Raw genomic sequence first — 25,700 nt, 5'->3', positions numbered from 1 at the left:
GGCGGCGGCCCCCGAGGGCGGCCGCGGGGCCCCCCGCCGCCCCCCCCAGGCCCGGCGGGGGGCCCCCCCCCCCCCCCCCCCCGGGGAGCCGTCTCTCCGCCCTGCCCCCGACGACGCGCGTCACCGGGCGACGGTGGACGGGGGCGGGCTCCGGACGACGGCTCCCCGCACCCGCGACTCCGCCCACGCGGTGGGCGGCCGGCCAGCGGGACCGTCAGCGAGCGTCAGCCTGTGAAGGCCGCGTCCACGAGGACTCGGTACACCTCGGCCACGGACCGGCCGGCGGCCTCGACGGCCTGCGGCAGCAGCGACGTCTCGGTGGTGCCGGGGGCCACGTTGGCTTCCAGGAACCACGGCAGCCCGTCGACGTCGACGACGAGGTCGACGCGGGAGAGGTGCCGCAGCCCCAGCACGGTGTGCGCGGTGCGGGCGGCTTCCGCGACCGTGCCCGCCACGGACTCGTCCAGCCGCGCGGGGGCGAAGAACTCCGCGGGGCCCGCGGTGTAGCGGGCGGCGTAGTCGTAGCGGCCGCCGTCGGGGACGACCTCGACCGCCGGCAGGGCCTCGGGACCGGAGCCGGTGTCCACGACGGACACGGCGACCTCGGTGCCGGCGACGAACCGCTGGACGACGACCGTGCTGTCGTAGGCGAAGGCCTCGACGACGGCGCGCGCCAGCTGGGTGGCGTCGTCGACGACGGTGACGCCCAGGGCGGACCCGCCGTGGGCGGGCTTGACGACGGCCGTGCGTCCGCCGGTCCAGGCGCCGACGGCTGCCAGGACCGGCTGCGCGCCCAGGTCGCGGAAGGTGGTCTGCTCCAGCACCACCGACTCCGGTGCGGCGACGCCCGCCGCGGCGACGGCGGCCGCGGCGAGGGGCTTGTCCCACGCCAGGCGCGCCGCGGCGGGCCCGGACCCGACGTACGGCAGGCCGAGGAGGCCGAGGACGTCGCGCAGGGCGCCGTCCTCGCCCACGGCCCCGTGCAGGGCGGGCCAGACGACGTCGGGGGCTTCGTCGCGCAGCCGCGCCAGCAGCCCGGCGTCGGCGTCCAGGACGCTGACCTCGCACCCGCCGGCCCGCAGCGCCTCGGCGACGCGGCGGCCCGAGCGCACCGACACGTCGCGCTCGTGGGACAGGCCTCCTGCGAGGACGGCGACCCGCGGTCCGGGGGCGCTCACACCAGCTCCGGGCCGGGCGCGTCGACACCGTGGCCGGCGTGGCCGCCGTGGGGCACCGCGCCGAAGGTGCGCAGGACGTCCAGCTCGTCGTGGACGACGGCGGCGAAGCGCCGCACGCCCTCGCGGATGCGCTCGGGGGTGGGGAAGCAGTACGACAGCCGCAGGGAGCGGCTGCCCGAGCCGTCGGCGTAGAAGGCGGTGCCGGGCACGAACGCCACCCGGCCGGACACGGCCCGCGGCAGGAGCGTGCCGGCGTCCACCCCGTCGGGCAGCGTCACCCACACGTAGAAGCCCCCCTGCGGGCGGGTCCAGCGGACCCCCGTCTCCCGCTCCGGCAGGTGGGTGGCCAGCGCCTCGAGCATGGCGTCGCGCCGGTCGCGGTACAGCTCGCGGAAGACCTTCACCTGCCCGCGCCAGTCGTAGGTGCGCAGGTACTCGGCGATGGCGAACTGCCCGAACGTCGTCGGGCACAGCACGGAGGACTCCGAGGCCAGGGTCAGCTTCTCCCGCACCGCGGGCGGGGCGATGGCCCAGCCGACGCGGAAGCCCGGCGCGAAGGTCTTGGAGAAGGAGCCGAGGTGGACGACCCCCGTGGCGTCCAGGGACCGCAGCGCGGGCAGCGGGTCGCCGTCGAAGCCGAGCAGCGCGTACGGGTCGTCCTCCAGCACGAGGACGCCGTGGCGCCGGCACACCTCGAGCACCTGCGGGCGGCGGGCCGCGGACAGGGTCACCCCGGCGGGGTTGTGGTGGTTGGGCACCGTGTAGAGCAGCTTGACGCGGCGCCCGGCGGCGGCGAGCCGGACGAGGGCCTCCTCCAGCGCCCGCGGCTGCAGTCCGTCGTCGTCGAGGGGCACGTGCACGACCTCGGCCTCGTAGGCGCGGAAGACGCCGAGGGCCCCGACGTAGCTGGGGGCCTCGGCCACGACGACGTCGCCGGGGTCGAGGAAGACGCGGGCGACGAGGTCGAGGGCGGCCTGCGAGCCGGTGGTGACGACCACGTCGTCGGGGTGGGCGTCGATGCCCTGCTCGCGCACGACCTCCACGACCTGCTCGCGCAGCACCTCCTCGCCCTGCCCGGAGCCGTACTGCAGGCTCACCGCGCCGCGCTCGGCGACGAGGCGCTGGGTGATGGCGGCGATCTCCTCCAGCGGCAGCGCCGGCAGGTAGGGCATGCCCCCGGCGAGGGAGACGACCTCGGGGCGGTTGGCGACGGAGAACAGGGCGCGGATCTCCGAGGCGCGCATGGAGGAGGCGCGGCGCGCGTACCCGTCGAGCCACGGGTCGAGCCGGTTGCCGCGGGCGGCGGCGGCCGTCGTCCCCGCGGCCGCGGCGGACGCGGGTGGCGCGCCGCCGGGACGGGTGGACGACGGGTGCTGGCTCACGGTGGTCTCCTCGGGTCGGCGCGCTCGCGCGCGGGTCGGGCGGTGCCGCGACGTGCGGGACGGCGCGGGTACCGTCCTCCTAGGATGCCCCTTCGGCGCGTGCGCGCGTCGGACGCGCGGTGCGCGCGGCCGGCGCGGTGGACGGCGGCGCTGTGGACGGAGCTGTGGACGACGTGCGGAGGGGGCTGCCGCGGTGGGTCGACGCATGGCGCCGCTGACGCTGGACACGCTGCCGGACCTGCCGAAGGCGTCCCGGCGGTGCGTGTGGTGGGAGCTGGACGAGGTCGCGGGCCGGCGGGCCGCGGAGGCCGGCTACCCGGACTTCGAGAAGGAGGCGTGGGTCTCCACCGTCCTGCTGCAGTGGGGGCCGTGCGGGCGCCTCGTCTACGTGGACGAGCAGGCCGTCGGGTTCGTCGTGTACGCGCCGCCGGAGTACGTGCCGCGGCAGGCGGACGCCTTCCCGACGTCCCCGGCGAGCGCCGACGCCGTCCTGCTGACGACGGGCTGGATCGAGCCGGCGTTCCGGGGGGAGGGGCTGGCGCGGATGCTCGTGCAGGGTGCCGCGAAGGACCTGACCCGGCGCGGGGTCAAGGCCGTGGAGTGCTTCGGCGGCGGCCCGGCGGCGGTGGGCGGCGACGGCGACGACCGCGACGCCCACCAGCACGGCGACCCGTGCGTCCTGCCGGCGCACCTGCTGGAGTCGGTGGGGTTCACGGTGGTGCGCCCGCACCACCGCTACCCGCGGCTGCGGCTGGACCTGAAGACGGCGATCAGCTGGCGCGAGGACGTCGAGCAGGCGCTGGAGCGGCTGCTGGGCAGCGTGCGGGTGCCGGTGCTGACGGGAGTGGCGCCAGCGCCGTCGTGAGCGTCCGACCGGACCTCACGCCCGGTCGTGGACGGTGACGGCGTAGCCGTCGGGGTCGGTGAAGGTGAACGTGCGCCCGAAGGGGCCGTCGGCCGGTGCCGCCACGATCGGGACGCCGTCGGCGGCGAGGGCGTCGTGCAGGGCCTGGGCGTCGTCGGCCAGCATCCACAGCGCGACCCCGGTGCCGGGGCGGGGGACGGCGGCGTCGAGGTCGACGCCGGGCAGGGGCTCGCGGACGGCGAAGGGCACCGGGGCGGTGGTGAAGACGACGGCTCCGGGCGGGCCGGCGGGCGCGCGCCGCAGGCCGAGGCGGGTCTCGTAGAACGTGGCGGCGCGCTCGACGTCGCGCACCTGCAGGGCCAGGAAGTCGGGTCCGGTGACGGTCACGGCGCTCTCCTCGGTGTCAGGATGTTGACACGAGAGAGTGTGTCAGGATCCTGACATGAGTCAAGAGGCCGTCGGGGACCTGCGCGCGTCCGTGGGCTACGCCCTCAAGCACGCGGCCGTCGCGCTGCGCTCCGGCATGGACGCCGTCCTGCGCCCGCTGGACCTGACCACCTCCCAGTACTCCTGCCTGGAGGTCCTCGCGCAGCGTCCCGGTCTGTCCAACGCCGAGCTGGCCCGCGCCACGTTCGTCACCCGGCAGGCGATGAACGGCGTGCTGCGCGGGCTGCAGGAGCGCGGGCTGGTGACCCGGCCCGCCGCCGCGCCCCACGGCCGGGCCCTGCCCACCGAGCTCACAGCCGCCGGCTGCGAGCACCTGCGCGCGGCCAGCGCCGCCGTGCGCGCCGTCGAGCGCCGCATGCTCGCCCCCCTGGACGAGGCGCAGCAGCGCCGGCTGCGCGACGACCTCGCCGCCTGCGCCGCCGCGCTGACCGCGAACCAGGACCCCGACGGAGGAGAGCCGAGCTGAGCCCGCCCCGCGCTCAGCCCGCGACGGCGCGCAGCGCCACCTGCCCGGCCGCGCCCAGCGGCACGAGCAGCAGCAGCCACGCCGTCGCCAGACCGGCGCCCCGAGCACGAGCGCCCCGGGCCGCCGCCGACGTGGCGCCCAGGGCGAGCACCAGCGCGGCGCCGAGGACGCAGAAGACGACCGCGTCGCCGGGGTAGCGCAGGTACCAGCCGTAGCCGACGGCGCCCTCGGTGAGGAAGACGGCCCCGAGCAGCGCCGCGGCCGGCGACGCGGCGCGCAGCGCGCGCACGCGCCGCCAGCACCAGCCCGCCGCCCCCAGCAGCGGCCCGCCCAGCACCCCCGTGCCCGCCCACAGCAGCACCATCGCCGGGTTGACGCCGAAGCCGCGCAGCGACGACACGGCGTAGTAGCCGGCGACCTCCCCGGCGCACACGAGGAGCCCGGCGACCGCGGCCACCCACGGGCGCCGTGCCAGCGCACCGACCGCGAAGGCGGGCGCCAGCCACGGGCCCACCGCGTTGGCCAGCCCGGCGAACGGCCACGGCAGGACCGTCTGCAGCCCCGAGGTCGCCGCACCCCAGCCGATGCCGACGAGGGCGGCGACGGCGAGCACGCCGGCCGCCGTGCGGGGCAGCCGTCCAGCGCCCGTCGGTCGGGCGCGGAGGAGGGGGTCGGTCACGCTCCGATCGTGGAGCAGGACCGGGCCCGACGTCGTCACGCCGTGGTCGGAGCTCCGCCGCCCGGGCCTCCTCCTGCGAGACGACGGTCCGTCAAGCCGGGCCGGTCCCCCCGCCTTCGCCTTCGCCCTCGCGCGAGCGCCGCACGTACCAGGCGGCGAGGAAGTACCCGGCGACGAGCGTGAGCGTCACCTTGACGATCCACAGGAACGCCGTGTCCTCGTCGCGCACCACCGTCCACGCCAGACCGGCGAGGACCGCGTACAGGATCCCCGTCCGCTTGGACTGCTCCAGCGTCTTCGTCGCTCTCCACCACGGTTGCCGCGCCACCTGGACAGTGTGCCGCCGCGGCACGGGGGGACCGACGCGCGGCGGGCCGGACACCCGGGCGGCTGGACGTGCAGCACGCGGGCGACCGGTGTGTAACGCCCGGCGGGCGGCAGCGATGTCACCGGTGAGCCCGGGGGGCTCGCGCCGTGGTCCGGGGGGATCCGCGGTCGCGGGTCGGGCTCGCAGGGGGAACGCGGTGTCGCGTCCGGTGGCCGGGGGTGGTGCGGGCCACCGGACGCCGCACCGGGTCCCACCCCTCTCGACCACTCCTCCTCGACCCGCGCGATGTCGCCGGGTCCGCCCGTCGCCGGAGTCGTCGTGCCAGGTTGGACGGGTGGACGAGCCCGACGAGGACCGGTCCCGCCGCGACCCGGGCTCCGGCCCGGTGTCCTCCACCGGCGGCGACGCCTTCGCGCCCTTCGCGCGGCAGCACGACGTGCGTTCCGGGCCGCAGAGCACCTGGGTGCTCGTGGCGTCCACGCTCGGCCCGCTGCTGGTGATCGCCGTCCTGCTGCTCCTGCAGGTGCGCTGACCCTGCCGCGGACCCCTCAGCCGGTCGCGGTGGCGGGGCAGCCGGGTCCGCTGAAGTAGACGTAGACGGTCGGCCCGTCGCCGCGCACGGAGCCGACGAGCTCGCCGTCGGCCTGGACGTCGATGTCGGTGCCGACGGGCACCTCCGCCGCCAAGACGTCGCCCACGGCCACCGAGCCGCTGCGGCGGAACGTGTCCACGGTCCGGTCGCAGCAGGTCTCACAGGTACGCGGGCTGGTCCTGCGACGGGTCGGCGGGCACGACGTCCAGGCGGGGGTGCGCGAGCAGGTCCGTGATCGCCGCGCGGGTGCCACCGATCCCGGCGTAGTGCGCGTCGACGTCCTTCGTCACGCACCACGCCCGGTCCGCCGGCCACACGAACGCCGGGTCGGGGCGCGGTCCCGGGTCGGGCGACCCGTGCGGCGGGCGCAGGACCCGCGCCCACTGCTCGTGCGCGGGCAGGTCGGTGGCGGCGCCCTCGAAGAGGAAGAACCGGCGGTTCGGGAGGTCCAGCTCCGCGCCGGGGTGGACGGGGTCGGTGCCCCAGCCGTCCCAGACGGCGAACACGCACCGCGCGGGGGTGCCGGTCCGTGCGGCCAGGACGCCGAGGACGGTGTCCAGCTGCTGCCGCTCGCTCGGCGCGTCCGGTCCGGGGTCGTGGGGGACGTCGCCCTCGGACTGCCGCGGGCCGGTGGGGTCGGGGATGAACCGCACGCGGGCGTACGCCTCGAAACCGGCCGGGCCGAGGGTGACGAGGCGGTGCCAGGGCTGCGGGTCGTCGCGCAGCCAGTCGGCCGCGGTGGCGTCGCCGCACGGGGACACGGTCACCGTCGCACCCTGCCACGGCCGGTCGCGGCGATCACCCCCTGCGGCGATCACGGCCGGGGCGTGCTGGGCCGGTGGCGCCCAGCGACGTGCAGCCCGCCCCCGACGGCGACGTCCTGCGCCGCGTCCTGCGGGCTGTGGCCGCCGGTGCCGTGCTCGTCGTGGTTCTGCACCTGCTGTTCGGGGACGGGCTGTGGCGCTCCGTCCTCGCCGGGGCCGCCGTGGTCGCGCGGATCGTCGTGTTCGACACCCTCACCGACCGCCGGGCCCATCGGCGGCAGCGCGACCGGCCGGTGCGCTGACGGCTCACACCCGCGACCACACCACCAGCAGGAGCAGCGGGACCGTCAGCACGGCCCGGGGCACCGCCACCAGCGCCGCGGTGACCCGGGCGCCGGCCCGGCGCGCGGTGGCGCCCCCGCCGCGAGCGGTACCGGCAGCACCGCGGCGGACGACCCGGACGCGCCGCACGCCGGCTGGCGCTCCATGGACCTGCTCGTCAGGACCTCGCGCCCGCTGCCTCCCGCGCGAGGTGCCCGTGCGCCGGGCGCGGTCCAGCCACCACGACGAGTGAGCGGATCCGTCGATCACCCGCGGCGCGGGACGGCGGTGACGACGATGACGGGGTGAGCGGAGCGGTGGAGGACGGCGCGCGGACCGGTGTCGACGAGACCGGACCGCGTCCTGCGGGGCCGGTGGGGGCCCTCGCGTCGGCGGCGCTGGCGGGGCTGGCCATCGGCGTGGTGCTGCTGGTCGCCGGCGGCGCGTGGCTGCAGCAGGCCGGGGACACGTCCGGCGCCGTCCCCTGGGGTGCGCTGGTCACGCTGGTGCTCGCCGTGGGGTCCCTGGCGTGGGGCGGGCTGGCCGCCCTCGCGCACTGGGTGTGCGCGGCCCTGCTGGACCGGAGGACCCCCGCGGGCTGAGCCCCTGCGCGGGACGGCCCGTCACGCCAGGACGGCGGTCGCCTCCACCTCGACGAGCACGTCGGGCTCGAACAGGTGGCCGACGCCGATCAGCGACGCCGGCGGCAGGGGGGACGGCAGGCCGAGCTCCTCGGTGACCTGCTCGACACCGGCCATGAACGGGCCGATCTTCTCCGGGGTCCAGTCGGTCACGTAGAACGTCAGCCGCACGACGTCGCCGAAGTCCGCACCGGCGGACCGCAGGCCGGCGGCGGTGCCCCGCAGGGCGTGGGCGACCTGCCCGGTGAGGTCGCCCGGTGCGAGCGGCCGCCCGTCCGCGTCGCGGGCGATCTGGCCGGCGACGTGGACGTGCCGGGTGCCGGTGGCGACGGCGACGTGGTGGTACGGGACGGGCTGCATGAGGCCGTCGGGGCTGGACAGCTGCACGGGCACGGGGGCTCCTCGTCGGGCCGGGTGGTCGCGGACGGTCCGCGGACTCGGTATCTCAGTGATACTCAGTAGTCGTCGGGAACTTCAACGAGACGAGGTGTCGTGCCGGAAACCACCCGTCCCGGGGCCCTGCGCATCGCCGCGCCGCACCGGGAACTGCTCGACCAGGTCCTCGACAAGTGGTCGCTGCAGGTCCTGGAGGAGCTGTGCGAGCGGCCGTCGCGGTTCAGCGAGCTGCGCCGCGCCGTCCCCGCCGTCACGGGCAAGTCCCTCACGGCGACGCTGCGCCGGCTGGAGCGCAACGGCGTCGTCGAGCGCGCCGTCGTCAGCACCCGGCCCGTGGCCGTCGAGTACCGCATCACCCCGCTCGGCAAGACGCTGCGCGAACCCGTCGAGGCGCTGCTGCGCTGGACCACCGCGCACCTGCCCGAGGTGGAGGAGGCCCGCGACCGCTTCGACGAGGAGCTGTAGCGGGGGCGGTCGATCACCTGCTCGGCGGACTGGACGGACCGCTCAGCGCCGCCAGAACAGGTGGTGCACCACCCCGCTGGGGCTGGGCACCACGTCGTGGTGGAAGCGGTCGTCCAGCTCGTCCGGCGACTCCCACAACCGGCTGCCCGCCCCGAGGCGCACGGGCGCCACCGCGACGTGCAGGTCGTCGACGAGGCCGGCGTCCAGGAAGGCGCGGACCGTGCGCGCGCCCCCGCCCAGCCGCACGTCCAGGCCGCCGGCGAGCTCGCGCGCCACGGCCAGCACGTCGGCGGGCTCCCCGCCGGTGAAGTGGAACGTCGTCGCGCCCAGCGCGAACGACGGCCGCGGGTGGTGGGTCCACACCACCACGGGCGTGCGGAAGGGCGGTTCGTCGCCCCACCAGCCGCGCCACTCGTGGTCCGCCCACGGACCGCGCTGCGGACCGAACTTCCCCCGGCCCATGACCTCCACGCCGATGCCGCGGTGGAAGTCGCGCACCAGGTGGTCGTCCAGCCCGCGCGAGCCGCCCGGCCCGGTGCGGTTCGGGAAGCTCTCGGTGGCGATCGCCCACCCGAGCAGGTCCACCGGGTCGGCGTGGCCGAACGGCCGTTCCAGGCTCTGCCCCTCCCCGGCGCCGTACCCGTCGGCCGAGACGCCGAAGTTCTGCACCCGCACCCGCTGCTGCACGTCCGCTCCTCCCCGAGGCGTCGCTGTCGGGGGGGTGGACCCGGCGGGGCGGGAGGAATCACCGCTCCCGCACGGAGGAGTCCAGCGGATCACCGCGCCGGGGGACAGGTGCGCCGGGAGCTGGAACGGTCCGCGTCCCCGGGAGGACACGGACCGCCCAGGACCCTGCCGTTTCAAGCCCTCGGCGACCGGGCCCGCAGCGTCCGCGGCACCCGTCGCACCGCCGACGGTACGTCGGGACCGGCGCGGGGGCGAACGGGCGCTCAGCCCTCGGCGGCTCGCGCGACGACCTCGGTGGCGAGGTCGCGCAGCTTGCGGTTGGCGTGCTGGGACTGGCGCACCAGGTGCTGGAACGCCTCCTCGGGCGTGCAGCGCAGGCTGGCGACCAGCACGCCCTTGGCCTGCTCGATGACCGCGCGCGACTGCATCGCGGCCTGCAGGTTCACGCTGAGGGAGACGGCGGACGCGTACAGGGAGTGGTTGGCCACCGCGACGGCCGCGTACCCGGCGAACGTCTGCAGCAGGTGCAGCGCGTCCTCGTCCAGCGGGGGGTCGCCGAAGCGGTACACGTTGATGCCGCCCACGGTGCGCTGCGGCATCGGCATCCCGACGGACACGGTGCTGCGCACCCCCTGGCGGGCGGCGACGGCCGCGAAGTCGGGGTACGTCTCGTCGCCGGAGGTGTCGTCGACGCGCACCGTCTGCCCGTTCTGGGCGGCGTCCAGGCAGGGACCGAACCCGCCGTCGTACTGGCGCTCGTCCAGCGTGGCGGCCAGGCGGCCGGTGAAGGCGGTGGTGCGAGCGTTCCCGTCCTCCACCAGCGTCACCGACACCTCGTCCGCGCCGGGCACGCACGCCCGGGTCAGCTCGGCCACCCGGGCCAGCACCTGGCTCAGCGGGGTCTCGCCGACCACCAGGGCGCCCAGCTCGGCGAACGCCCGCTGCGGGTCCAGGACCTCCCCGGCGGTGCCGGGCTGCGCGGGGGTACTGGACGGCTCGGCCACGGTGCTTCCTCCGCTCGGTGGCGGAGACCGGCCGGTCCGGGCTCCGCGGTGCTGCTCCGGCCGCGGGGGAGCGGCCGGAGGCTGCGAGAGCTGAGGTTCAACCCGGACCGGGTCCGGTGCCCCACCACCCGGTGGAGCGCCGGGTCCGGCGACGCAGTGCTCCCAGCCTAGACACCGCTCGGTACCACCGCCTGAGCTCCGGTGGCCGGGCATCCTGAGCGGGTGAGCTTCGAGGGCCTGCGGGCGGTGACCGACCCCGCGGCCGGGGCGTGGATCGCCCCGCGCCTCGGGCACGGCTGGCGCGCGGGAGGCGTCGTGCCGCGCGGGTACGCCGCCTACGCCCGCGTCCTGCACCCGGTGGACGCCAGCCGGCCCCTGCGGGTGCGCACGTGGGCCGAGGTGTGCGAGCGGACCGGCCGCACCCCGCACGCGCTGGTGCGCTGGGAGGACATCACCGTCCCCGCACCCGGCGTGCGCCTGCCGGTGACCCTCGCCGGGCAGTGGGACCAGGTCTCCGCGCATGTCGGCGCGCTGGACGCCACCGTCCTGGCGCCACTGCTGGACGCCCTGGCCCCGTCCACCGGTGACCAGGACTGCTTCCACGCCCTGTGGGGCGGGCGCGGCTGGCTCCACGGCGGCGACGCGGTGGCGGTCCTGACGGCCGACGACGTCGACGAACCGGCCGAGGACCCGGCCGACGCGCCGTCCGGGTGCCGGCAGCCGCCCGCCCCCGCGGCGCTGCGGGAGGCCCTGGCGGGACCGCGCCTGCGGCTGCCGCCCGACCGCGACCACCTGCTGTTCCGCGGTCCGCTGCACGCCGCGCTGAGCATCGGGGAGCAGACGACGCCCGACCACTTCCACGGGTGGTCGCCGAACCTGCTGTGGCCGGCGGACCGCTCGTGGTGCCTGGGCACCGACATCGACCTGGACTCCACCGTGGTGGGCGGCCCCACCGCCCTGGTGGACGCCGTGCTGGCCGCACCCGGTGTGGAGGCGTGGCCGGTCGGCGAGGACGACGACCTGTCCCCGTGGGGGCCGCCGGGAGTCTGAGCGCCCGCGCTCAGCGGCCCTCGAGCGTGGTCACCGGCCCGGGGGCGGGGCGAGCCGCGCCCGCAGCCCCGGGCCGAGCTCCACGTCGTGCGGCAGCGCGGCCAGCGCGTCCGCGCCGACGTCGACGCCGTGGGAGCGCGCGGTGGCCGCCAGGTGCGACCAGTACCGCGCGGCGGCCTCCTCGGGCGAGGACCCGTCGAACGGCTCGTCGGGTCCGACGACGACCCGGGCGGTCTGCGCGATCTCGTCCGCCGTCGTGCGGGGCCAGAGGCCGGGCGGGCCGCTGGCCGCCCAGCCGCGGTCGTCGAACAGGACCACCCGTCGTCCGGCCGTCACCTCGAGCGCGAGCAGCGCCGACACGGCCAGCCGGCGCTCCTCGGGGTCGGGCTCCGGCACCTCGTCCAGCTCGACGGACGTCACCAGTCGCACCGCACCAGCATCGGACACGCCGGTCCTGGGGGGAGGCGCGTGCGGGGGTCCGGGGCAGGACCGGTGGAGCGCACGCCGCCCGCGCACGGCGCTCCTGACTTCCATCGACGGACGGTCACCACCTGCGGGTGTGGACCGTCACCACCCGTCTGGCTGCTCCAGCGCGACCACCACCGGCACGATGGTCCAGGCGGGACTGTCTAGAAGAGCTGGACGGCCCGGAGCGGAGGAGGACCGGTGGCAGCACCCCGGCACCCGCGCGAGGGCGAGCGGCTGGCCTCGCTGCGCAGCTACCAGGTCCTCGACGGCGGTCCCGACGCGGCGCTGGACGCCCTCGTCGCCGCGGCGGCCCGCGCGCTCGGCGCCCCCGCCGCCGCGGTCAGCCTCCTCGACGAGCACCGGCAGTGGTTCGCCGCCGCCACCGGCCTGCCCGCCGTCCTCGGCCACGACGAGCGCCAGACCCCGCGCGACGTGTCGTTCTGCGCCCACGTCGTCGCCGGCGGGCAGCCGCTGCTCGTGCCGGACGCCACCGCCGACGACCGCTTCGCCGCCAGCCCCCTCGTGGCCGGCCCCGGCCGGGTCCGCTCCTACGCCGGCGCCCCGCTCGTCGGGCGCGACGGGCTGCCGCTGGGCGCCCTGTGCGTGATGGACACCGAGCCGCGCGCGCTGGACGAGGCGGCCGTGCGCGTCCTGCGGGACCTGGCCGACACCGTCGCCGAGCTGCTGGAGCTGCGCCGCGCCGACGCCACCGCGGGCCTGGCCAGCCGCGACGTCCTCGCCGAGAGCCGCGCCCTGCGCGCCGGCATCGACGCGGACCAGCTCGTCGTGCACTACCAGCCGGTCGTGGAGCTGGCCTCCGGCCGCTGGATCGGCGTGGAGGCGCTGGTGCGCTGGCAGCACCCCGAGCGGGGCCTGCTGCCGCCGGCGGCGTTCCTGCCGGTGGCCGAGTCCAGCGGCCTCGTCGTCCCCCTGGGCCGGTGGGTGCTGCGCGAGGCGTGCGCGCAGGTGGCGCGCTGGCGCGCGGAGGTCCCCGAGGCCGCCGACCTGTACCTGGCCGTCAACCTGTCCGGCCGCCAGCTCGGCGAAGCGGACGTGCACGAGACCGTCGCCGAGGCGCTGGCCCTGTCCGGGCTGCCGCCGCAGGCGCTCATCGTGGAGCTCACCGAGACGTGCCTGGCCGGCTCCTCCGAGCAGGTCGACGTCGCCCTGCAGCGCGTGCGCGACCTCGGCGTGCACCTGTCGCTGGACGACTTCGGCACCGGGTGGGCGTCCTTCGCGTACCTGCAGCGCTTCCACCCCGGCGCCGTGAAGATCGACCGCTGCTTCGTCGCCGCGCTGGGCCGCTCCGAGCGCGACGACCGGCTGGCCCGCTCCCTCGTCGAGCTGGGCCTGGGCCTGGGCTGCCACGTGGTCGCCGAGGGCATCGAGCGCCGCGAGCAGGTGCAGGCGCTGCTGGCGATGGGTGTGCGGCACGGGCAGGGCTACCTGTTCTCCACCCCCCGCAGCGCCGAGGACCTGCGCGGCTCCCTGCACCGCGCGCGGCCCGCCGGACGCGACGGGGCCCCGGCCGCTCGGGGAGCGGCCGGGGCCCCGTGAGGCGCGCGGGAGGTCAGCCGAGGTACTCGGCGAGCTCCTGCAGCAGGTACGGCTTCGGGCGCGCGCCGATGACGGTCTTGACGACCTCGCCGCCGGAGTAGACGTTCATCGTCGGGATCGACGTGATGCCGTACTTCGCGGCCACGGCCGGGTTCTCGTCCGTGTTCAGCTTCACGACGCGGATCTTGCCCGCGTTCTCGGCGGCGATCTCCTCCAGGACGGGCGCGACCTGGCGGCACGGGCCGCACCAGGGCGCCCAGAAGTCGACGAGGACGGGCACGTCGGACTGCAGCACCTGGGTGTCGAAGTCGGCGTCGGTGACGGGGGTGGTGGCGCTCACGGGCTGCCTCCTGGCGGTCGGGACGGGGACGGGGGGTTCGAGGCGCGGGCCTCAGGCGGGGGAGACGGAGCCCTCGCGCGGCTGCGGCCGCGGCACGGTCTCCGTCTCGGGCACGTGCGGGACCTGCGTCTCCTCGCGCGGCGGGTTGACGTCCTGGGCGACGTCACCGCGGTCGGCGAGGTACTTCTCGGCGTCCAGCGCCGCGGAGCAGCCCATCCCGGCGGCCGTGATGGCCTGCATGTAGCGGTGGTCCACCACGTCGCCGGCGGCGAAGACGCCCGGCACGTTCGTCGCGGTGGTGCGGCCCTGGACGAGGACGAACCCGCTCTCGTCGAGGTCGACCTGCCCCTTGACGAGGTCGGTGCGCGGCTCGTGGCCGATGGCGATGAACAGGCCGGTCGCGTCGACGTCGCGCTCCTCGCCCGTCACCGTGTCGCGCAGCCGCACGCCGGAGACCTTGTCCTCCCCGTGGATCTCCACGACCTCGGAGTTCCACGCGAAGGAGATCTTCGGGTTGTCGTGGGCGCGCTTGGCCATGATCCGGGAGGCGCGCAGCTCGTCGCGGCGGTGGACGATCGTCACCGACTCGGCGAACTTCGTCAGGAAGGTGGCCTCCTCGACGGCGGAGTCGCCGCCGCCGACGACGAGGATGTGCTGGCCGCGGAAGAAGAACCCGTCGCAGGTGGCGCACCAGCTCACGCCGCGGCCGGACAGCTTCTTCTCCTGCGCCAGGCCCAGCTCGCGGTAGGCGGAGCCGAGGGCCAGGACGACGGCGTGGGCGCGGTACGTCTGCCCGGCGCCGGTCACGACCTCCTTGACGTCGCCCTCGAGGCGCACCTCGACGACGTCGTCGGTGACCAGCTCGGCGCCGAAGCGCTCCGCCTGCTGGCGCATGTTGTCCATCAGGTCGGGGCCCAGGATCCCGTCGGGGAAGCCGGGGAAGTTCTCGACCTCGGTGGTGTTCATCAGCGCACCGCCGGCCGTCACCGACCCCTCGAACACCAGCGGCCGCAGGTCGGCGCGGGCTGCGTAGAGGGCGGCGGTGTACCCGGCGGGGCCGGAGCCGACGATGATCACGTTGCGGACGTCGCTCACCGAGGTGGACCTGCTTTCCTTCGCTCGGACGGGGACCGGTCCCTCCGGTCCCGACGTGCTGAACCGATCGTAGGGGGCCGGTGTTCCCCCGCCCGGGGCGCGCGGGCCCGCGCCCCGGTCCGCCCGCGTCAGGAGGCGTCGGAGCTGGTGGGCGTGTCGCCGCCGTCCGGCACGGGCACGTCGACGCGGCTGATCGGCTCGTCGCCGGGCCTGCAGTCGGCGGGCACGACGACGGCCTCCGCCTCCTCGCCGGTGCGGTGCACGACGACCGCGGCGGGGTCGCCGCGGAAGGCGGCGAACGTCACCGACACCACCGACCCGGTCGCCACGCCCAGGTCGCGGGTGCAGGCCAGCACCCGCTCGGCGGCCGGGCGCTGGTCCTCCGCGGACGTGGCCGCGGGCTCCTCGGGGGCGCTCAGCAGCCGCGGACCGGTGGCCGCCGCGGCGCCCTCGTCGGGCGCCGGCTCCGGCTCGCCGGTGACCACGTCGTCCAGGGTCTCCTCCGCCAGGTCGCGCACCACGGCGACGTTGGCGACGTCCTGCCCGGTCTCCAGCACCTTCGTGCTCGCCGGCACCCGCTCGGTCAGGGCGCTCGTGGCCGGCTCGTCGCGCAGCTGGTCGACGGCCACGGCACCGCCCGCGAGGACGGTGACGCCCGCGGCGACGGCCAGGGCCCGCTGCCAGCGGCGCCCGTACCGGCCGCGGCGCCCGCGGGCCGCGCCCAGGGAGGCGACGGTCGCGCCGGCGGGCTCCCGCCCCACCTGCTCCGCCCGCGCGGCGGCCAGCGCGTCCTGCAGGCGGGCGGCCACGTCGTCGGGCAGGGTCAGCGGCCGCGCGCCCTCGGCGCGCAGCAGCTCCCGCACCCGCGCCTGCTCGGCGTCCGGCGCGTCGAAGAGCGCCTCGCCGGCCGGGTCGGCCGGCTCGACCGGCTCGGGGCGGGAGCCGTCGAGGTCGTGGTCCGAGCGGCCTCCGCGCAGGTCCACCCGCTCCTCGTCCTCGCTCACGCTGCACCTCCTGGCTGTCCGGCGGTCCCGCCGTCCGTGGTGGGGCCGGTCCTCCGACGCGCCACCGGGCCCCCGGGTTCCCTCACCCCTCACCACCCGCGTGCTCACGGGCCGTGAGCAGCTCGGCGAGCGCGGTGCGCCCGCGCGAGCAGCGCGACTTCACCGTCCCCACCGCCACCCCGAGGACCTCGGCGGCCTCCGCCACCGGCACGTCGTACATGTCGACCAGGACGAGCGCCGCGCGCTGCGCTTCCGGCAGCCGGGCCAGCGCCCGCGTCACGTCCAGGCGGGCCTCCACCGACGGGGTCGCGTCGGCGACGACGGCCAGCGCGGCGCCCGTGCGGGGCGCGTCGTCCCCGGCGCCGACCTCCTCCTCCAGCGGCCGCGTCGGGCGCACCGCGCGCCGGCGCGCGCGGTCCAGGCACGCGTTGACGACGATGCGGTGCAGCCACGTCGTGACCGCCGAGTCCCCGCGGAAGCGGTCCGCGGCGCGCAGCGCCGAGACGAGGGCGTCCTGGACGGCGTCGGCGGCCTCCTCGCGGTCACCGGTCGTGCGCAGCGCCACCGCCCACAGCCGGTCGGCGTGCCGGCGCACCACCTCCCCGAAGGCGTCCGGGTCCCCGGCCACGTGGGCGGCGACGAGCTCGGCGTCGCTGCGCGGGTCCGCGGGGGTGCCGCCCGCCCCGCCGCCCGGGGCGGGGGTCACGGCGCCGGGGGCGGCGCGTCCCCGGCCGGGGCGACGGGCACCCCGACCACCGCGACGTCGTCGAGGACGAGCCGCGGCTCGCCGTCGGTCGTGGGCAGCTGCGTCACCCACAGCAGCAGCTCGCGGACCCGCACGGGCTCGGCCGGGCGCAGCTCGCGCGGCCCGCCCAGCGCCGTCTCGGCCACCACGGGACCGGCCGGGTCCGGTCCGGCGCGCAGCTGGAGCACGCCGCCGTCGCCGGGGCCGGTCACGGTGACGGCGCTGACGTCGACCTCCGCGCCGAGGTCCAGGACGATCCCCTCGCCGGTCTTCAGGCCGCCGAAGTCGGGGGAGTTGTAGCGCTCGCCGCGCCAGGAGGTCGCCGGGTCGCCGTCCAGCAGCGCCTCGGTGCCCCCGGGTGCCTCCCCGTCGCCCTCGGGGTCGATCGCCGTGGCCGCCGCGACGGGCACGGGACCCGGCTCGGCGGGCGCGGGCGCCGGCTCGGCCGGGGGCTCGGCGGGAGCCGGCGCGGCGTCCTGCGGCTCCTCCGGCGCCGGGGCGGCGCTCGTCGCGGCGGGCGCCGCGTCGCGGGAGGAGCCGACCAGGCCGCTCAGCTGCCACACCGCCAGGACCAGGCCGAGGACGACGAAGGCGCCCACGACCGCGAGGACGAAGCGGGAGTCGTCGCGGTCCGGGCGCGCCACGGGCCGCGGCGAGGCGAACGGCACGGGCGGCTCCGCGGCGGGCAGCGCGTCCCCGCGGCCCAGGCTCTCGCGCACCTCGCGGGCCGCCTGCTCCCCGCGCAGCCGGTGCAGCTGCTCGGCGAAGGCGTCCATCGTCCACGGGGCCAGCTGCAGGGCCAGCTCGGCCGGGTCGCGGGGGCCGTCCTCGTGCGGGCCGAGGGTGACCACGCACAGGGTGTCGAGGTCGTTGGGGACGTGCGGGCGCACCTCCTGCGGGGGGACGGGCCCGTGCTCGGCGGCCGGCGCGGGCGGCAGGCCGTCGTGCGCGGCGACGCCCTCCACGGCCGGCCAGCGCGCGGTCAGCCCCGCGTACGCCAGCGCCACCAGCCCGACGGCGTCGGCGCGGTCGGCCAGCGCCGCCGCGCGCAGCGGCGACACCCGCGGCGGGTCCGGGTCCAGCGCGGCCTCCAGCCCCACGCCGAGGACGCGCACCACGCCGTCGGGGCCCAGGACGAGGGAGTCGGGGGTCAGCCGGGTGTGGTGCAGGCCGCGGCGCCCCGCGGAGTCCAGCGCGGAGGCGGCCTCGCCGACCAGCGCCCGCACCGCGCCCGCCGTCAGCGGGCCCGAGCGCAGCAGCTCGGTCAGGGTGCGGCCGACGACCTCCTCCTCCACGACGAAGACGCGCCCGTCGTCGGTGCCGGCGTCCAGGACGCGCGGCAGGCGGGTGTCGGCCAGGACGGCGGCCCGGCGGGCGGCGTCGAGGAACTCGGGGGCGCGGGGGTCGGCGGCGTCGAGCGTGCGCACGCGGACCCAGCGCTCCAGGGTGGTGTCGCGGGCGCGGTACTCGACGGTCTCGGGGAGCCCGGGGACCTCCCGGTCGATCACGTAGCGGTCCGCCACGCTGCCCCGCGTCCCGCCGTCCAGCTCCGCCCCCTGGTCCGCGCTCCGTGCTCCGATGACCTCGGAGCGTGACGGCACCGCGCCGTCCGCGCCCGGTGCCGCGGCCATGCTATGCGGGCCCGCGCGCCCCGGTCGCCGGACGCGCGCAACGGTCCGGTCACGCCCACAGTGGTGCGCATGACACGAGCGACCAGCACCCCTGCTGCCCGGCCCACCGCGCGGACCGCCGCCCACCGGCGCCGCGGCCCCCTGTCCGGTGCCCTCGCCGGCGCGGTCGCCGGCGCCGCGGGCACCACGGTCCTCAACGCCGTGACGTACGGCGACACGGCGTGGCGCGGCCGCGCCCCCAGCAGCGTGCCCGCCGACGTCGTCGCGGCGGTCGCCGAGCGCTGGGGCACGCCCGTCCCCGGCTCGCGCGCCGAGCGGCAGCACCGCACCGAGGCCTACGGCGCCCTCGGCGGGATCGTCGCCGGGGTCGGCGCCGGCAAGGTCGTCGGGTTCCTGCGCGGCTGCGGCCTGCGGATGCCGCCGGTCCTCGGCGGGGTCGTCACCGGCGCCGTCGCCATGGCCGCCACCGACTGGCCCGCCCACGCCCTCGGCGTCACCGACGTGCGCACCTGGACGCGCGAGGACTGGGTCGCCGACGCCGTCCCGCACCTCGCCTTCGGCCTGGCGACCCACGCCACCCTGCGCGCCCTGGACCCGCCCGCCCCGCGCCCGGCCCGGCGCGCCGAGGGCGGCACCGCCGTCGTGGACCGCCCCGAACCCTCGGGGGCCAGCGTCGTCGCGCGCAGCGCGCTGCTCGGCGTCGCCGCCGGCGCGCGCAGCTCCCTGGGCGTGGCCGGCCCGGCCGTGCTGTCGGCCGCCACGGCCGCCGTGCCCAGCGGGGGCGTCGCCACCGCCCTCGGCACCCTCGCGGTGGGCGGCGAGCTCGTCGCGGACAAGCTGCCGTCGACGCCCAGCCGGCTCAGCGCCTCCGGCCTGCCGGTGCGCCTGGTCACCGGCGCCCTCGGCGGCGGTGTCCTGGGCCGCCGCGAGGGCGCCGGCGTCGTCGCGCCCGCCCTGGCCGGCCTGCTCGGCGCGGTCGTCGGGTCCAACGTGGGCGCCGCCTGGCGCGCGTGGGCCGGGCAGCGGGTGCCGGACTGGCAGGCCGCGCTCGTCGAGGACGCCGTGGCGCTGGGGCTGACCGTCGCCGCGGTGGTGCCCGGCCGCCGGCGCTGACGCCCGCCGCGCCCGGCCCGCCGCCCGCGGTGGCCGGGCCGGGCGCGGGGTCGGCGCCGCGGGGCTCCGGTGAGGGCCCCGGGCGGGAGCGGAGGAGGTCCGGGTGGCGTCGGGGACGGCCGGGCGGATCGGCGACCATCGTGCGGTGAGCACCGAACGACCCCCGACCCCGACCACGCCCGGCGCGGTGGCCGGAGCCGGACCGGACCCCGCCGCGCCGACCGACCCGCCGACCGCGCGCGCCACGACCTCGGCGACCCCGGGGGACGCGGCGGGCGTGGGGGACCCGGGGGACCCGGGGGACGTCGAGTCGGCGGGGTCGCGGGCGCAGCTGGCCCGCTCCAGCGCGCTCATGGCCTCCGGGACGCTCGTCTCGCGCCTGCTGGGGTTCGTGCGCACCTTCGTGCAGCTGCTGGCGCTGGGCGGCACGTTCCAGGTCGGGGCGCAGGTGTTCGACGTCGCCAACAAGCTGCCGAACATCTTCTACATGCTGCTGGCGGGCGGCGTGCTCAACGCCGTCCTCGTCCCGCAGATCGTGCGGGCGCTGCGCCGGCCGGACGGCGGCAAGGAGTTCGTCGACCGCCTCATCACGCTGTCGGTGCTGCTCGTGGGCGCGGCGACGCTGCTGCTGACCCTGGCCGCTCCGCTGGTGGTGCGCCTCTACACCGACGACTGGTCGGCCGAGTGGCTGGGCCTGGCGACCCTCATGGCGTTCTGGTGCCTGCCGCAGGTGTTCTTCTACGGCCTGTACACGGTGCTCGGGCAGGTGCTCAACGCCCGGGGCAGCTTCGGCCCGTACATGTGGGCGCCCGTGCTGAACAACGTCGTCGCCATCGCCGGGCTGGGCGCGTTCATGCTCATCGCCCCCGGTGCCCGCGACCTGCCCGCCGCCGGGTGGACGCCCACGATGATCGCGGTGCTGGCGGGCACCTCGACGCTGGGGATCGTCGCGCAGGCGCTCGTGCTGTTCTGGCCGCTGCACCGCAGCGGCTACCGGTGGCGGCCGCGGCTGGGCTTCCGCGGCGTCGGGTTCCGCACCGCCGGGCGGGTCGCGCTGTGGACGTTCGCGGGCGTGGCCGCCGGCCAGCTCGTCTTCGTCCTCACCAGCCGCACGATGACCAGCGCGGGCGACGAGATCGCCGCCGCCGACGTCAACGCCGCGACCAACGCCTCCTACACCGTCGCCTACCTGCTGTTCATGCTGCCGCACTCCCTGGTGGCGGTCTCGCTCGTGACGGCGCTGTTCACGCGCCTGTCGGACGCGGCCGCGCAGGGGCGCGTGGACGCCGTGCGCCGCGACTTCTCCTACGGCGCGCGCACCGTCGCGGTGGCCGGGGCGCTGGCGACCACGGCGTTCGTGGCGCTGGGCCCGTGGATCGGGGCGGCGATGGTCCGCGAGGGCCGGCCCGTCGGCCACGTCCTCGTCGCGATGGGCCTGGGACTGGTGCCCTTCAGCGTCAACTACCTCGTCGCCCGCGTCTTCTACGCCTACGAGGACGCCCGCACGGCCTTCGTCGTCTCCCTCGTGACGGCCCTGGTGATGGCCGCCGGGAACGTGGTGTGCCTGCTGCTGCTGCCCGCCGAGCTGACCGTGGTGGGCATCGGCGCGGCGATGACGGTGTCCAACGTCGTCGCGCTGACCCTGTCGCTGACGCTGCTGCGCCGGCACCTGCGGCGCCTGGACGGCGGCGGGGTGGGCGCGCGGCTGCTGCTGCGCACCGTCGTGCGGGTGACGGTCATCGGGCTGGTCTCCGGCGGGCTGGTGCGCGCCGGGGTGGAGCTGCTCGCGCCCGTCACCGTCTCGCAGGGCGCCAACATCGCCGTCGTCGTCGTGGCGGGCACCGTGCTGCTGGCGCTGTTCGTCGCGCTGTGCCGGCTCATGCGGGTGCACGAGCTGCGGGACCTGGCCGCGCCGCTGCTGCGCCGGCTACCCCTGCCCGGGCGGCGCTGACGGGGTCCTCGCACCCCCGGTCCCGTCGACCCGGCCGGTCCCGTCGTCCCGGTCGAGGTCGGCGCGCTCACCCCGGTCGAGGTCGGCGTGCTGGACGTCGTCGACGCGGCGCCGGCCCCGGCGCACGGCCCGCACGACGCCCGTGGCCAGCAGCACGCCCGCCACGCCGCCGACGGCGCCCGTCACCCACCCCTCCACGCCCATCCGCACGTTGAGGGTCACCGGCTCCGGCGCCCCGATCGCCGCCCCCGCCGGGGTGCGCAGCTGCGCGTCCACGACGACGGTCCCGTTGGCCAGGGCCCGCACGGGCACCGCCACCCGCAGCTGGGTGCGGGGGGCGACCGTCTGCCGGGCCACCGAGCCGAGCTGCACGCGCGGGGTGCGCGGGCGCAGCACGACGTCCACGGCGACGGGCACGTCCAGGTCGTTGACGACGGTGACCGGCAGCTCGCTGCGGGTGGCGACGAGGTTGCGGACGCTGCCGGCCAGCACGTGCACCGCGGACGTCATGTCGTCCAGCAGCGCGTCGCCGCGGGCGCGGGCGGCGGCCAGCTCCTCCGGGTGCCCGCGCCAGGACACCCCCAGCAGCGCCAGGGTCGCCAGCCGCCGCGCGGTCAGCGCCGCGGACGGCTCGACGAGCGCGGAGGCGAAGTCGTCGACCCGCTCCAGGCGGTCGGCGACGGCGGCCAGGTGCGACAGCGGCAGCCGGCCCCGCTCCGCCTCGTCGGTCAGCCGCGGTGCGGCGCGCGCGCCGTCGGCGGCCGGCTCGGCCAGCAGGCCCGACAGCGGCTCCAGCTGTGCCCACCCCGAGCCGCGGACCGCGCCGAGCAGGGCGTCCACGGCCGCGGGCTCGGGGTCCCAGGAGCGGGGGACGGCGGCCAGCAGGGTCCGCGGGTCGTTGGGCCGCTGCAGGGTGATCGTGGCCAGCTCGGCCAGCAGCCGCTGGGTGCCGGTGGCGTCGCCGGTGCCGGCGGCGGCCAGGGCGTCCGAGAGCGCCTCGTCGGCCAGCAGGCCCTCCAGGACCGCGCCCGTGCTCGTCGCGTAGTCGGTGCGGCCGGTGGGCGTGAACGTCACCGTGTCCGCGGACAGCGGGCTGGAGGCGTCGGACAGGACGACCGCCGAGGCGCCGCCGGCGGCGACGAGGTCGAGGGTGGCGGCGTCGGCGGCCTCGTCGGCGGGCCAGGCGACGCCGGTGAGCACGGTCGCGCCGTCCAGGCCGGTGACCGCGCCCGCGGCGGCGGCCTCGGCCAGCAGCCGGGCGCCGTCGCCGGAGCGGGCCAGGGAGGCGACGTCGGGGTCGCCGTGGGGCAGGGCCAGGACGTCGCGGCCGCCGGCGGCCTCGCGCAGGTCCTCCAGCCACGCGGCGACGACGCCGTCCGGCTCCTCCGCGGGCGGGGCGTCCGGCGGGACGGCGGCGTCCGGGGCGCCGGGCGCCGGGGTGGTCAGGACGGTCGCGGCGGTCAGGAGGGAGGGGTCCAACGCCCACGTCAGGTCCCGGTCGGGGGTGGCGTCCAGGACGCGGCGCAGCCGCCCGCCCTCGGCGACCAGCGCGGGCAGGCCCCGCCCCGCGGCGTCGCCCTCGGCCGCGGGCGGCACGAGGTCGGCGGTGCGGCCGGCGACCAGCGGGACGAGGACGGCCAGCCGGGTCGGCTCGGCCGTGACGGCGGCCGTGACGAAGGTGCGCGCGAGCCCGACGCGCTGGGAGCCGGCGAGCACCTCCACCGCGGCGGCGTGCGCGCCGCGGGCGGTGCCCAGCTGCTCGGCGGGCAGCGACAGCAGGACGTCGGCCTCCTCGCCGGGCGCCAGCACCGCCCCCGCGCCCACGTCGACGGGCTCGGAGGCGGCCACGGCGCCCAGGGACCGGGTCGGCGGGGCGTCGGCCCAGCTGGCCAGCGCCGGACGGGTGATCATCGCGCCGCGCTGGACGACGAGGCGGGCCCGCAGCCCCTCCAGGGGCGCGGTGGCGGTGCTGCGCACGCGGGCCCGCGCGGTGACGACGGCGCGGGCGGGGTCCTGCGCGTCGTAGGCGGCGGGCGTGACCTCCAGCAGCGTCACCTCCACCGGCAGCGCCGCGGACGCCGCCCCGCTGCCGCCCGAGCGGGTGGGGGAGGGGGTGGTCGCGGCGGCGGCCGTCCCGGTGCCCGCGGCGGCCGCGGCGGCCCCGGCGGCGAGACCGGCGGCGAGCACCGCCCGCCGCGGCAGCGCGCGCTGCCCCGGCCCGGGCGCTGCGCTCACGCGAGCTCGCGCAGGCGGGCGCCGGCGACCTCGGCCGCGCGGCGCTCGTTGGGGAAGGCGAGGCGCTCGTCCAGCTCGTCCAGCGGCACCCACGCCACGTCGAGGGCCTCCTGGTCGGGGTCGTTCTCGACGGTCAGGCGCCCGCCGACGGCCCTCAGCAGGAACAGGTGGACGACCTTGTGGATGCGCCGGCCCTCGGCGGAGAACCAGTAGTCGATGCTGCCCAGGCCCTCCACGACGACGCCGCGGATGCCGGTCTCCTCCTCGATCTCGCGCACGGCGGTCTCCTCGAGCGTCTCGGAGCCCTCGGGGTGGCCCTTGGGCAGGCACCACTCGGGGCGGCCGGCGCGGTTGAGGCGGCAGATGACCGCGACGCGGGGCACGCCGTCGCTGGTGTCGACGACGAGCCCACCGGAGGAGGTCTCCTGCACGGTGGGCAGCCGCCTCCGCGGCTCCCGGGCAGGCTTGACCACCACGTCACTGTAGCCAGCGCACCGCCGCGGCTCTGGCAGGCTCGGACCCGTGCTGGACGGACCCGACCCCCGCGACGACCTCCCCGACGAGCCTCGCGACGAGACCCGCGACGAGCCCCGCGACGGGCTGCGCGGCGACCCCTCCGGCGGAGCCCCGGGGGCGGAGGTCCTGGCGCGGGCGGTGGACGACGCGCGCACCCGGGCGGTGGCCGCGCTGGAGCCCGTCATGCCGGTGCTGCTGGACCTGGGCCGCGTGTTCACCGACGCCGGGCACGAGCTGTGGCTGGTCGGCGGCCCCGTGCGCGACGCGTTCCTCGGCCGGCGCTCGGCCGACCTGGACTTCACCACCGACGCGCGCCCGGACCGCACCGCGGCGCTGCTGAAGCGCTGGGGCGACGCGCACTGGGACATCGGCCGCGAGTTCGGCACCATCGGCGCGCGCAAGCGCACCGGCGACCTCGACGTGGTCGTGGAGGTGACCACGTACCGCTCGGAGAGCTACGACCCCGCCTCGCGCAAGCCGGAGGTCTCCTACGGCGACGACCTCACCGGGGACCTGTCGCGCCGCGACTTCACCGTCAACGCGATGGCGCTGCGGCTGCCGTCGCTGGAGCTGGCCGACCCGCACCAGGGGCTGCGGGACCTCGCGGCGGGGCTTCTGCGCACGCCGGGGACGGCGGAGAGCTCCTTCTCCGACGACCCGCTGCGGATGATGCGGGCGGCGCGCTTCGCCGCGCAGCTGGGGGTGCGGGTGGCGCCCGACGTCGTCGCGGCGATGAGCGCGATGGCCGAGCGCATCACCATCGTGTCCGCCGAGCGGGTGCGCACCGAGCTGGAGAAGCTGCTGGTGGGCGCGGACCCGGTGGCGGGGCTGCGGCTGCTGGTGGACACCGGCCTGGCCGACCACGTGCTGCCCGAGCTGCCCGCGCTGAAGCTGGAGATCGACGAGCACCACCGCCACAAGGACGTCTACGAGCACTCCCTGACGGTGCTGCAGCAGGCCGTGGACCGCGAGGACGGCCCGGACGGTGAGGTGCCCGGCCCGGACCTGGTGCTGCGGCTGGCGGCGCTGCTGCACGACGTCGGCAAGCCGCGCACCCGCCGCTTCGAGCCGGGCGGCGGCGTCAGCTTCCACCACCACGAGGTGGTGGGGGCGAAGCTGGTGCGCAAGCGGCTGAAGGCGCTGCGCTTCGACTCCGACACCGTCAAGGCGGTGTCGCGGCTGACGGAGCTGCACCTGCGCTTCCACGGCTACGGCGACGGGGAGTGGACGGACTCGGCGGTGCGCCGCTACGTCACCGACGCCGGGCCGCTGCTGGCGCGGCTGCACAAGCTGACCCGCAGCGACTGCACGACCCGCAACCAGCGCAAGGCGCGGCGGCTGTCCGCGGCCTACGACGACCTGGAGGCGCGGATCGCGCGGCTGCGCGAGCAGGAGGAGCTGGACGCCGTCCGCCCGGACCTGGACGGCACGGCGATCATGGCGCTGCTGGGGATCGGCCCCTCCCGCACGGTGGGGCGGGCGTACCAGCACCTGCTGGAGCTGCGGATGGAGCACGGCCCGCTCGGCCCCGAGCGCGCCCGCGAGGAGCTGCTGGCCTGGTGGGCGCAGCAGCCGGAGTCGCAGCCGTCGGAGCCCGAGCCGCAGCCGCAGCCGTCGGAGCCCCAGCCGTCGGAGCCTGAGCCGCAGCCGGAGTCCCCGGACCCCGCCTGACCCCCCACCCCGGGGGGGGGGGGGGGGGGGGGGGGGGGGGGGGGGGGGGGGGGGGGGGGGGGGGGGGGGGGGGGGGGGGGGGGGGGGGGGGGGGGGGGGGGGGGCGGCG

General features: G+C 77.7%; 30 protein-coding genes. 11 read left to right on the top strand and 19 right to left on the bottom strand.

Going from position 1 to position 25,700, the window contains the following annotated elements; translation table 11 throughout:
• Positions 1 to 224: 224 nt before the first annotated feature.
• Both ACRYMY_RS16870 and ACRYMY_RS16865 read right to left on the bottom strand, forming a co-directional pair.
• Positions 225 to 1,178 carry a D-alanine--D-alanine ligase family protein gene (locus ACRYMY_RS16870; RefSeq protein ID WP_432548385.1) on the bottom strand — a complete coding sequence of 318 codons (954 nt, stop codon included), beginning with the start codon at positions 1,176 to 1,178 and terminating at the stop codon, positions 225 to 227.
• On the bottom strand, positions 1,175 to 2,560 hold the full coding sequence (locus ACRYMY_RS16865) for an aminotransferase-like domain-containing protein (protein ID WP_432548384.1): 1,386 nt from the start codon (positions 2,558 to 2,560) through the stop codon (positions 1,175 to 1,177). The genes ACRYMY_RS16870 and ACRYMY_RS16865 overlap by 4 nt, the downstream gene beginning before the upstream one ends.
• Positions 2,561 to 2,753: 193 nt before the next feature.
• Here ACRYMY_RS16865 and ACRYMY_RS16860 point away from each other — a divergent pair, with 193 nt between their 5' ends.
• The gene (locus ACRYMY_RS16860) at positions 2,754 to 3,425 is read left to right on the top strand and encodes a GNAT family N-acetyltransferase (protein ID WP_432548383.1); all 672 of its coding nucleotides are present in this window, start codon (positions 2,754 to 2,756) and stop codon (positions 3,423 to 3,425) included.
• A 15-nt stretch (positions 3,426 to 3,440) separates the two neighbouring features.
• Here the strand turns inward: ACRYMY_RS16860 and ACRYMY_RS16855 are convergent, their stop codons facing one another.
• Positions 3,441 to 3,812, bottom strand: coding sequence for a VOC family protein (locus ACRYMY_RS16855; RefSeq protein WP_432548382.1), 372 nt, complete (start codon positions 3,810 to 3,812; stop codon positions 3,441 to 3,443).
• A 55-nt stretch (positions 3,813 to 3,867) separates the two neighbouring features.
• On the opposite strand from ACRYMY_RS16855, the gene ACRYMY_RS16850 reads away from it, so the two are divergent.
• A complete protein-coding gene (locus ACRYMY_RS16850) occupies positions 3,868 to 4,338 on the top strand; it encodes a MarR family winged helix-turn-helix transcriptional regulator (RefSeq protein WP_432548381.1) in 471 nt (156 codons plus the stop codon).
• A 13-nt stretch (positions 4,339 to 4,351) separates the two neighbouring features.
• Here the strand turns inward: ACRYMY_RS16850 and ACRYMY_RS16845 are convergent, their stop codons facing one another.
• A complete protein-coding gene (locus tag ACRYMY_RS16845) occupies positions 4,352 to 5,017 on the bottom strand; it encodes a DUF6518 family protein (protein ID WP_432548380.1) in 666 nt (221 codons plus the stop codon).
• A 91-nt stretch (positions 5,018 to 5,108) separates the two neighbouring features.
• A complete protein-coding gene (locus tag ACRYMY_RS16840) occupies positions 5,109 to 5,345 on the bottom strand; it encodes a hypothetical protein (RefSeq protein WP_432548379.1) in 237 nt (78 codons plus the stop codon).
• Between the two features lie 334 nt (positions 5,346 to 5,679).
• Between ACRYMY_RS16840 and ACRYMY_RS16835 the strand changes: the two genes are divergently transcribed.
• Positions 5,680 to 5,877: a hypothetical protein gene (locus ACRYMY_RS16835; RefSeq protein ID WP_432548378.1), complete on the top strand. Its 198-nt coding sequence runs from the start codon at positions 5,680 to 5,682 to the stop codon at positions 5,875 to 5,877.
• A 16-nt stretch (positions 5,878 to 5,893) separates the two neighbouring features.
• On the opposite strand, the gene ACRYMY_RS16830 is transcribed toward ACRYMY_RS16835, so the two are convergent.
• A complete protein-coding gene (locus tag ACRYMY_RS16830) occupies positions 5,894 to 6,076 on the bottom strand; it encodes a hypothetical protein (protein WP_432548377.1) in 183 nt (60 codons plus the stop codon).
• Between the two features lie 19 nt (positions 6,077 to 6,095).
• Positions 6,096 to 6,704 carry a hypothetical protein gene (locus ACRYMY_RS16825; RefSeq protein WP_432548376.1) on the bottom strand — a complete coding sequence of 203 codons (609 nt, stop codon included), beginning with the start codon at positions 6,702 to 6,704 and terminating at the stop codon, positions 6,096 to 6,098.
• A gap of 71 nt (positions 6,705 to 6,775) precedes the next feature.
• Between ACRYMY_RS16825 and ACRYMY_RS16820 the strand changes: the two genes are divergently transcribed.
• Complete coding sequence (locus ACRYMY_RS16820; protein WP_432548375.1) at positions 6,776 to 7,003, top strand: hypothetical protein; 228 nt, start codon at positions 6,776 to 6,778, stop codon at positions 7,001 to 7,003.
• A 4-nt stretch (positions 7,004 to 7,007) separates the two neighbouring features.
• Here ACRYMY_RS16820 and ACRYMY_RS16815 read toward each other — a convergent pair whose 3' ends face one another.
• On the bottom strand, positions 7,008 to 7,172 hold the full coding sequence (locus tag ACRYMY_RS16815; RefSeq protein WP_432548374.1) for a hypothetical protein: 165 nt from the start codon (positions 7,170 to 7,172) through the stop codon (positions 7,008 to 7,010).
• 155 nt (positions 7,173 to 7,327) lie between these two features.
• On the opposite strand from ACRYMY_RS16815, the gene ACRYMY_RS16810 reads away from it, so the two are divergent.
• A complete protein-coding gene (locus ACRYMY_RS16810) occupies positions 7,328 to 7,624 on the top strand; it encodes a hypothetical protein (protein ID WP_432548373.1) in 297 nt (98 codons plus the stop codon).
• Positions 7,625 to 7,645: 21 nt separating this feature from the next.
• On the opposite strand, the gene ACRYMY_RS16805 is transcribed toward ACRYMY_RS16810, so the two are convergent.
• Complete coding sequence (locus tag ACRYMY_RS16805) at positions 7,646 to 8,023, bottom strand: RidA family protein (RefSeq protein WP_432548387.1); 378 nt, start codon at positions 8,021 to 8,023, stop codon at positions 7,646 to 7,648.
• Between the two features lie 132 nt (positions 8,024 to 8,155).
• Between ACRYMY_RS16805 and ACRYMY_RS16800 the strand changes: the two genes are divergently transcribed.
• Positions 8,156 to 8,524: a winged helix-turn-helix transcriptional regulator gene (locus ACRYMY_RS16800; protein ID WP_432548372.1), complete on the top strand. Its 369-nt coding sequence runs from the start codon at positions 8,156 to 8,158 to the stop codon at positions 8,522 to 8,524.
• A 42-nt stretch (positions 8,525 to 8,566) separates the two neighbouring features.
• On the opposite strand, the gene ACRYMY_RS16795 is transcribed toward ACRYMY_RS16800, so the two are convergent.
• Together ACRYMY_RS16795 and ACRYMY_RS16790 are read right to left on the bottom strand one after the other, a co-directional pair.
• On the bottom strand, positions 8,567 to 9,211 hold the full coding sequence (locus tag ACRYMY_RS16795; protein ID WP_432548371.1) for a dihydrofolate reductase family protein: 645 nt from the start codon (positions 9,209 to 9,211) through the stop codon (positions 8,567 to 8,569).
• A 263-nt stretch (positions 9,212 to 9,474) separates the two neighbouring features.
• Entirely contained in the window at positions 9,475 to 10,215 is a 741-nt protein-coding gene (locus tag ACRYMY_RS16790; protein WP_432548370.1) for an ANTAR domain-containing protein, read from the bottom strand.
• Positions 10,216 to 10,437: 222 nt separating this feature from the next.
• Between ACRYMY_RS16790 and ACRYMY_RS16785 the strand changes: the two genes are divergently transcribed.
• Positions 10,438 to 11,265, top strand: coding sequence for a hypothetical protein (locus ACRYMY_RS16785; protein ID WP_432548369.1), 828 nt, complete (start codon positions 10,438 to 10,440; stop codon positions 11,263 to 11,265).
• 30 nt (positions 11,266 to 11,295) lie between these two features.
• Here ACRYMY_RS16785 and ACRYMY_RS16780 read toward each other — a convergent pair whose 3' ends face one another.
• Positions 11,296 to 11,694 (bottom strand): hypothetical protein, encoded by a 399-nt coding sequence (locus ACRYMY_RS16780; RefSeq protein WP_432548368.1) that lies wholly within the window; start codon positions 11,692 to 11,694, stop codon positions 11,296 to 11,298.
• 237 nt (positions 11,695 to 11,931) lie between these two features.
• On the opposite strand from ACRYMY_RS16780, the gene ACRYMY_RS16775 reads away from it, so the two are divergent.
• On the top strand, positions 11,932 to 13,290 hold the full coding sequence (locus ACRYMY_RS16775; RefSeq protein WP_432548367.1) for a sensor domain-containing phosphodiesterase: 1,359 nt from the start codon (positions 11,932 to 11,934) through the stop codon (positions 13,288 to 13,290).
• Between the two features lie 13 nt (positions 13,291 to 13,303).
• On the opposite strand, the gene trxA is transcribed toward ACRYMY_RS16775, so the two are convergent.
• The 5 genes from trxA to ACRYMY_RS16750 form a co-directional block, all read right to left on the bottom strand.
• Positions 13,304 to 13,630 (bottom strand): thioredoxin, encoded by a 327-nt coding sequence (gene trxA, locus ACRYMY_RS16770; RefSeq protein WP_369056290.1) that lies wholly within the window; start codon positions 13,628 to 13,630, stop codon positions 13,304 to 13,306.
• Positions 13,631 to 13,681: 51 nt separating this feature from the next.
• Positions 13,682 to 14,725, bottom strand: coding sequence for a thioredoxin-disulfide reductase (gene trxB / locus ACRYMY_RS16765; RefSeq protein ID WP_432548366.1), 1,044 nt, complete (start codon positions 14,723 to 14,725; stop codon positions 13,682 to 13,684).
• Between the two features lie 128 nt (positions 14,726 to 14,853).
• Positions 14,854 to 15,729, bottom strand: a complete 876-nt coding sequence (locus ACRYMY_RS16760) for a serine/threonine-protein kinase (protein ID WP_432548365.1) — start codon at positions 15,727 to 15,729, stop codon at positions 14,854 to 14,856.
• A gap of 82 nt (positions 15,730 to 15,811) precedes the next feature.
• Positions 15,812 to 16,435, bottom strand: coding sequence for an RNA polymerase sigma factor SigM (sigM, locus tag ACRYMY_RS16755; protein WP_432548364.1), 624 nt, complete (start codon positions 16,433 to 16,435; stop codon positions 15,812 to 15,814).
• Positions 16,432 to 18,075 (bottom strand): protein kinase family protein, encoded by a 1,644-nt coding sequence (locus ACRYMY_RS16750; protein WP_432548363.1) that lies wholly within the window; start codon positions 18,073 to 18,075, stop codon positions 16,432 to 16,434. Before ACRYMY_RS16750 ends, sigM begins: the two co-directional genes overlap by 4 nt.
• 99 nt (positions 18,076 to 18,174) lie before the next feature.
• Here ACRYMY_RS16750 and ACRYMY_RS16745 point away from each other — a divergent pair, with 99 nt between their 5' ends.
• Together ACRYMY_RS16745 and murJ are read left to right on the top strand one after the other, a co-directional pair.
• On the top strand, positions 18,175 to 19,218 hold the full coding sequence (locus ACRYMY_RS16745; RefSeq protein WP_432548362.1) for a hypothetical protein: 1,044 nt from the start codon (positions 18,175 to 18,177) through the stop codon (positions 19,216 to 19,218).
• 145 nt (positions 19,219 to 19,363) lie between these two features.
• Entirely contained in the window at positions 19,364 to 21,169 is a 1,806-nt protein-coding gene (murJ, locus tag ACRYMY_RS16740; RefSeq protein WP_432548361.1) for a murein biosynthesis integral membrane protein MurJ, read from the top strand.
• On the opposite strand, the gene ACRYMY_RS16735 is transcribed toward murJ, so the two are convergent.
• Entirely contained in the window at positions 21,146 to 23,404 is a 2,259-nt protein-coding gene (locus ACRYMY_RS16735; RefSeq protein WP_432548360.1) for a DUF6049 family protein, read from the bottom strand. The two genes, murJ and ACRYMY_RS16735, sit on opposite strands and share 24 nt — an antisense overlap.
• On the bottom strand, positions 23,401 to 23,877 hold the full coding sequence (locus tag ACRYMY_RS16730; RefSeq protein WP_432548359.1) for an NUDIX hydrolase: 477 nt from the start codon (positions 23,875 to 23,877) through the stop codon (positions 23,401 to 23,403). The genes ACRYMY_RS16735 and ACRYMY_RS16730 overlap by 4 nt, the downstream gene beginning before the upstream one ends.
• Positions 23,878 to 24,058: 181 nt before the next feature.
• Between ACRYMY_RS16730 and ACRYMY_RS16725 the strand changes: the two genes are divergently transcribed.
• Positions 24,059 to 25,591: a CCA tRNA nucleotidyltransferase gene (locus ACRYMY_RS16725; protein ID WP_432548386.1), complete on the top strand. Its 1,533-nt coding sequence runs from the start codon at positions 24,059 to 24,061 to the stop codon at positions 25,589 to 25,591.
• Positions 25,592 to 25,700 lie beyond the last annotated feature (109 nt).

It is taken from the genome of Kineococcus haloalkalitolerans, assembly GCF_050871905.1.
Classification (GTDB): domain Bacteria; phylum Actinomycetota; class Actinomycetes; order Actinomycetales; family Kineococcaceae; genus Kineococcus.
This window is presented reverse-complemented; position numbering and strand designations above follow the sequence as displayed.

Excerpts from the sequence above, each read along its gene's own strand:
- ACRYMY_RS16850 (WP_432548381.1), top strand. The coding sequence starts at position 3,868 with ATGAGTCAAGAGGCCGTCGGGGACCTGCGCGCGTCCGTGGGCTACGCC.
- ACRYMY_RS16805 (WP_432548387.1), bottom strand. The coding sequence starts at position 8,023 with ATGCAGCCCGTCCCGTACCACCACGTCGCCGTCGCCACCGGCACCCGG.
- ACRYMY_RS16745 (WP_432548362.1), top strand. The coding sequence starts at position 18,175 with ATGACACGAGCGACCAGCACCCCTGCTGCCCGGCCCACCGCGCGGACC.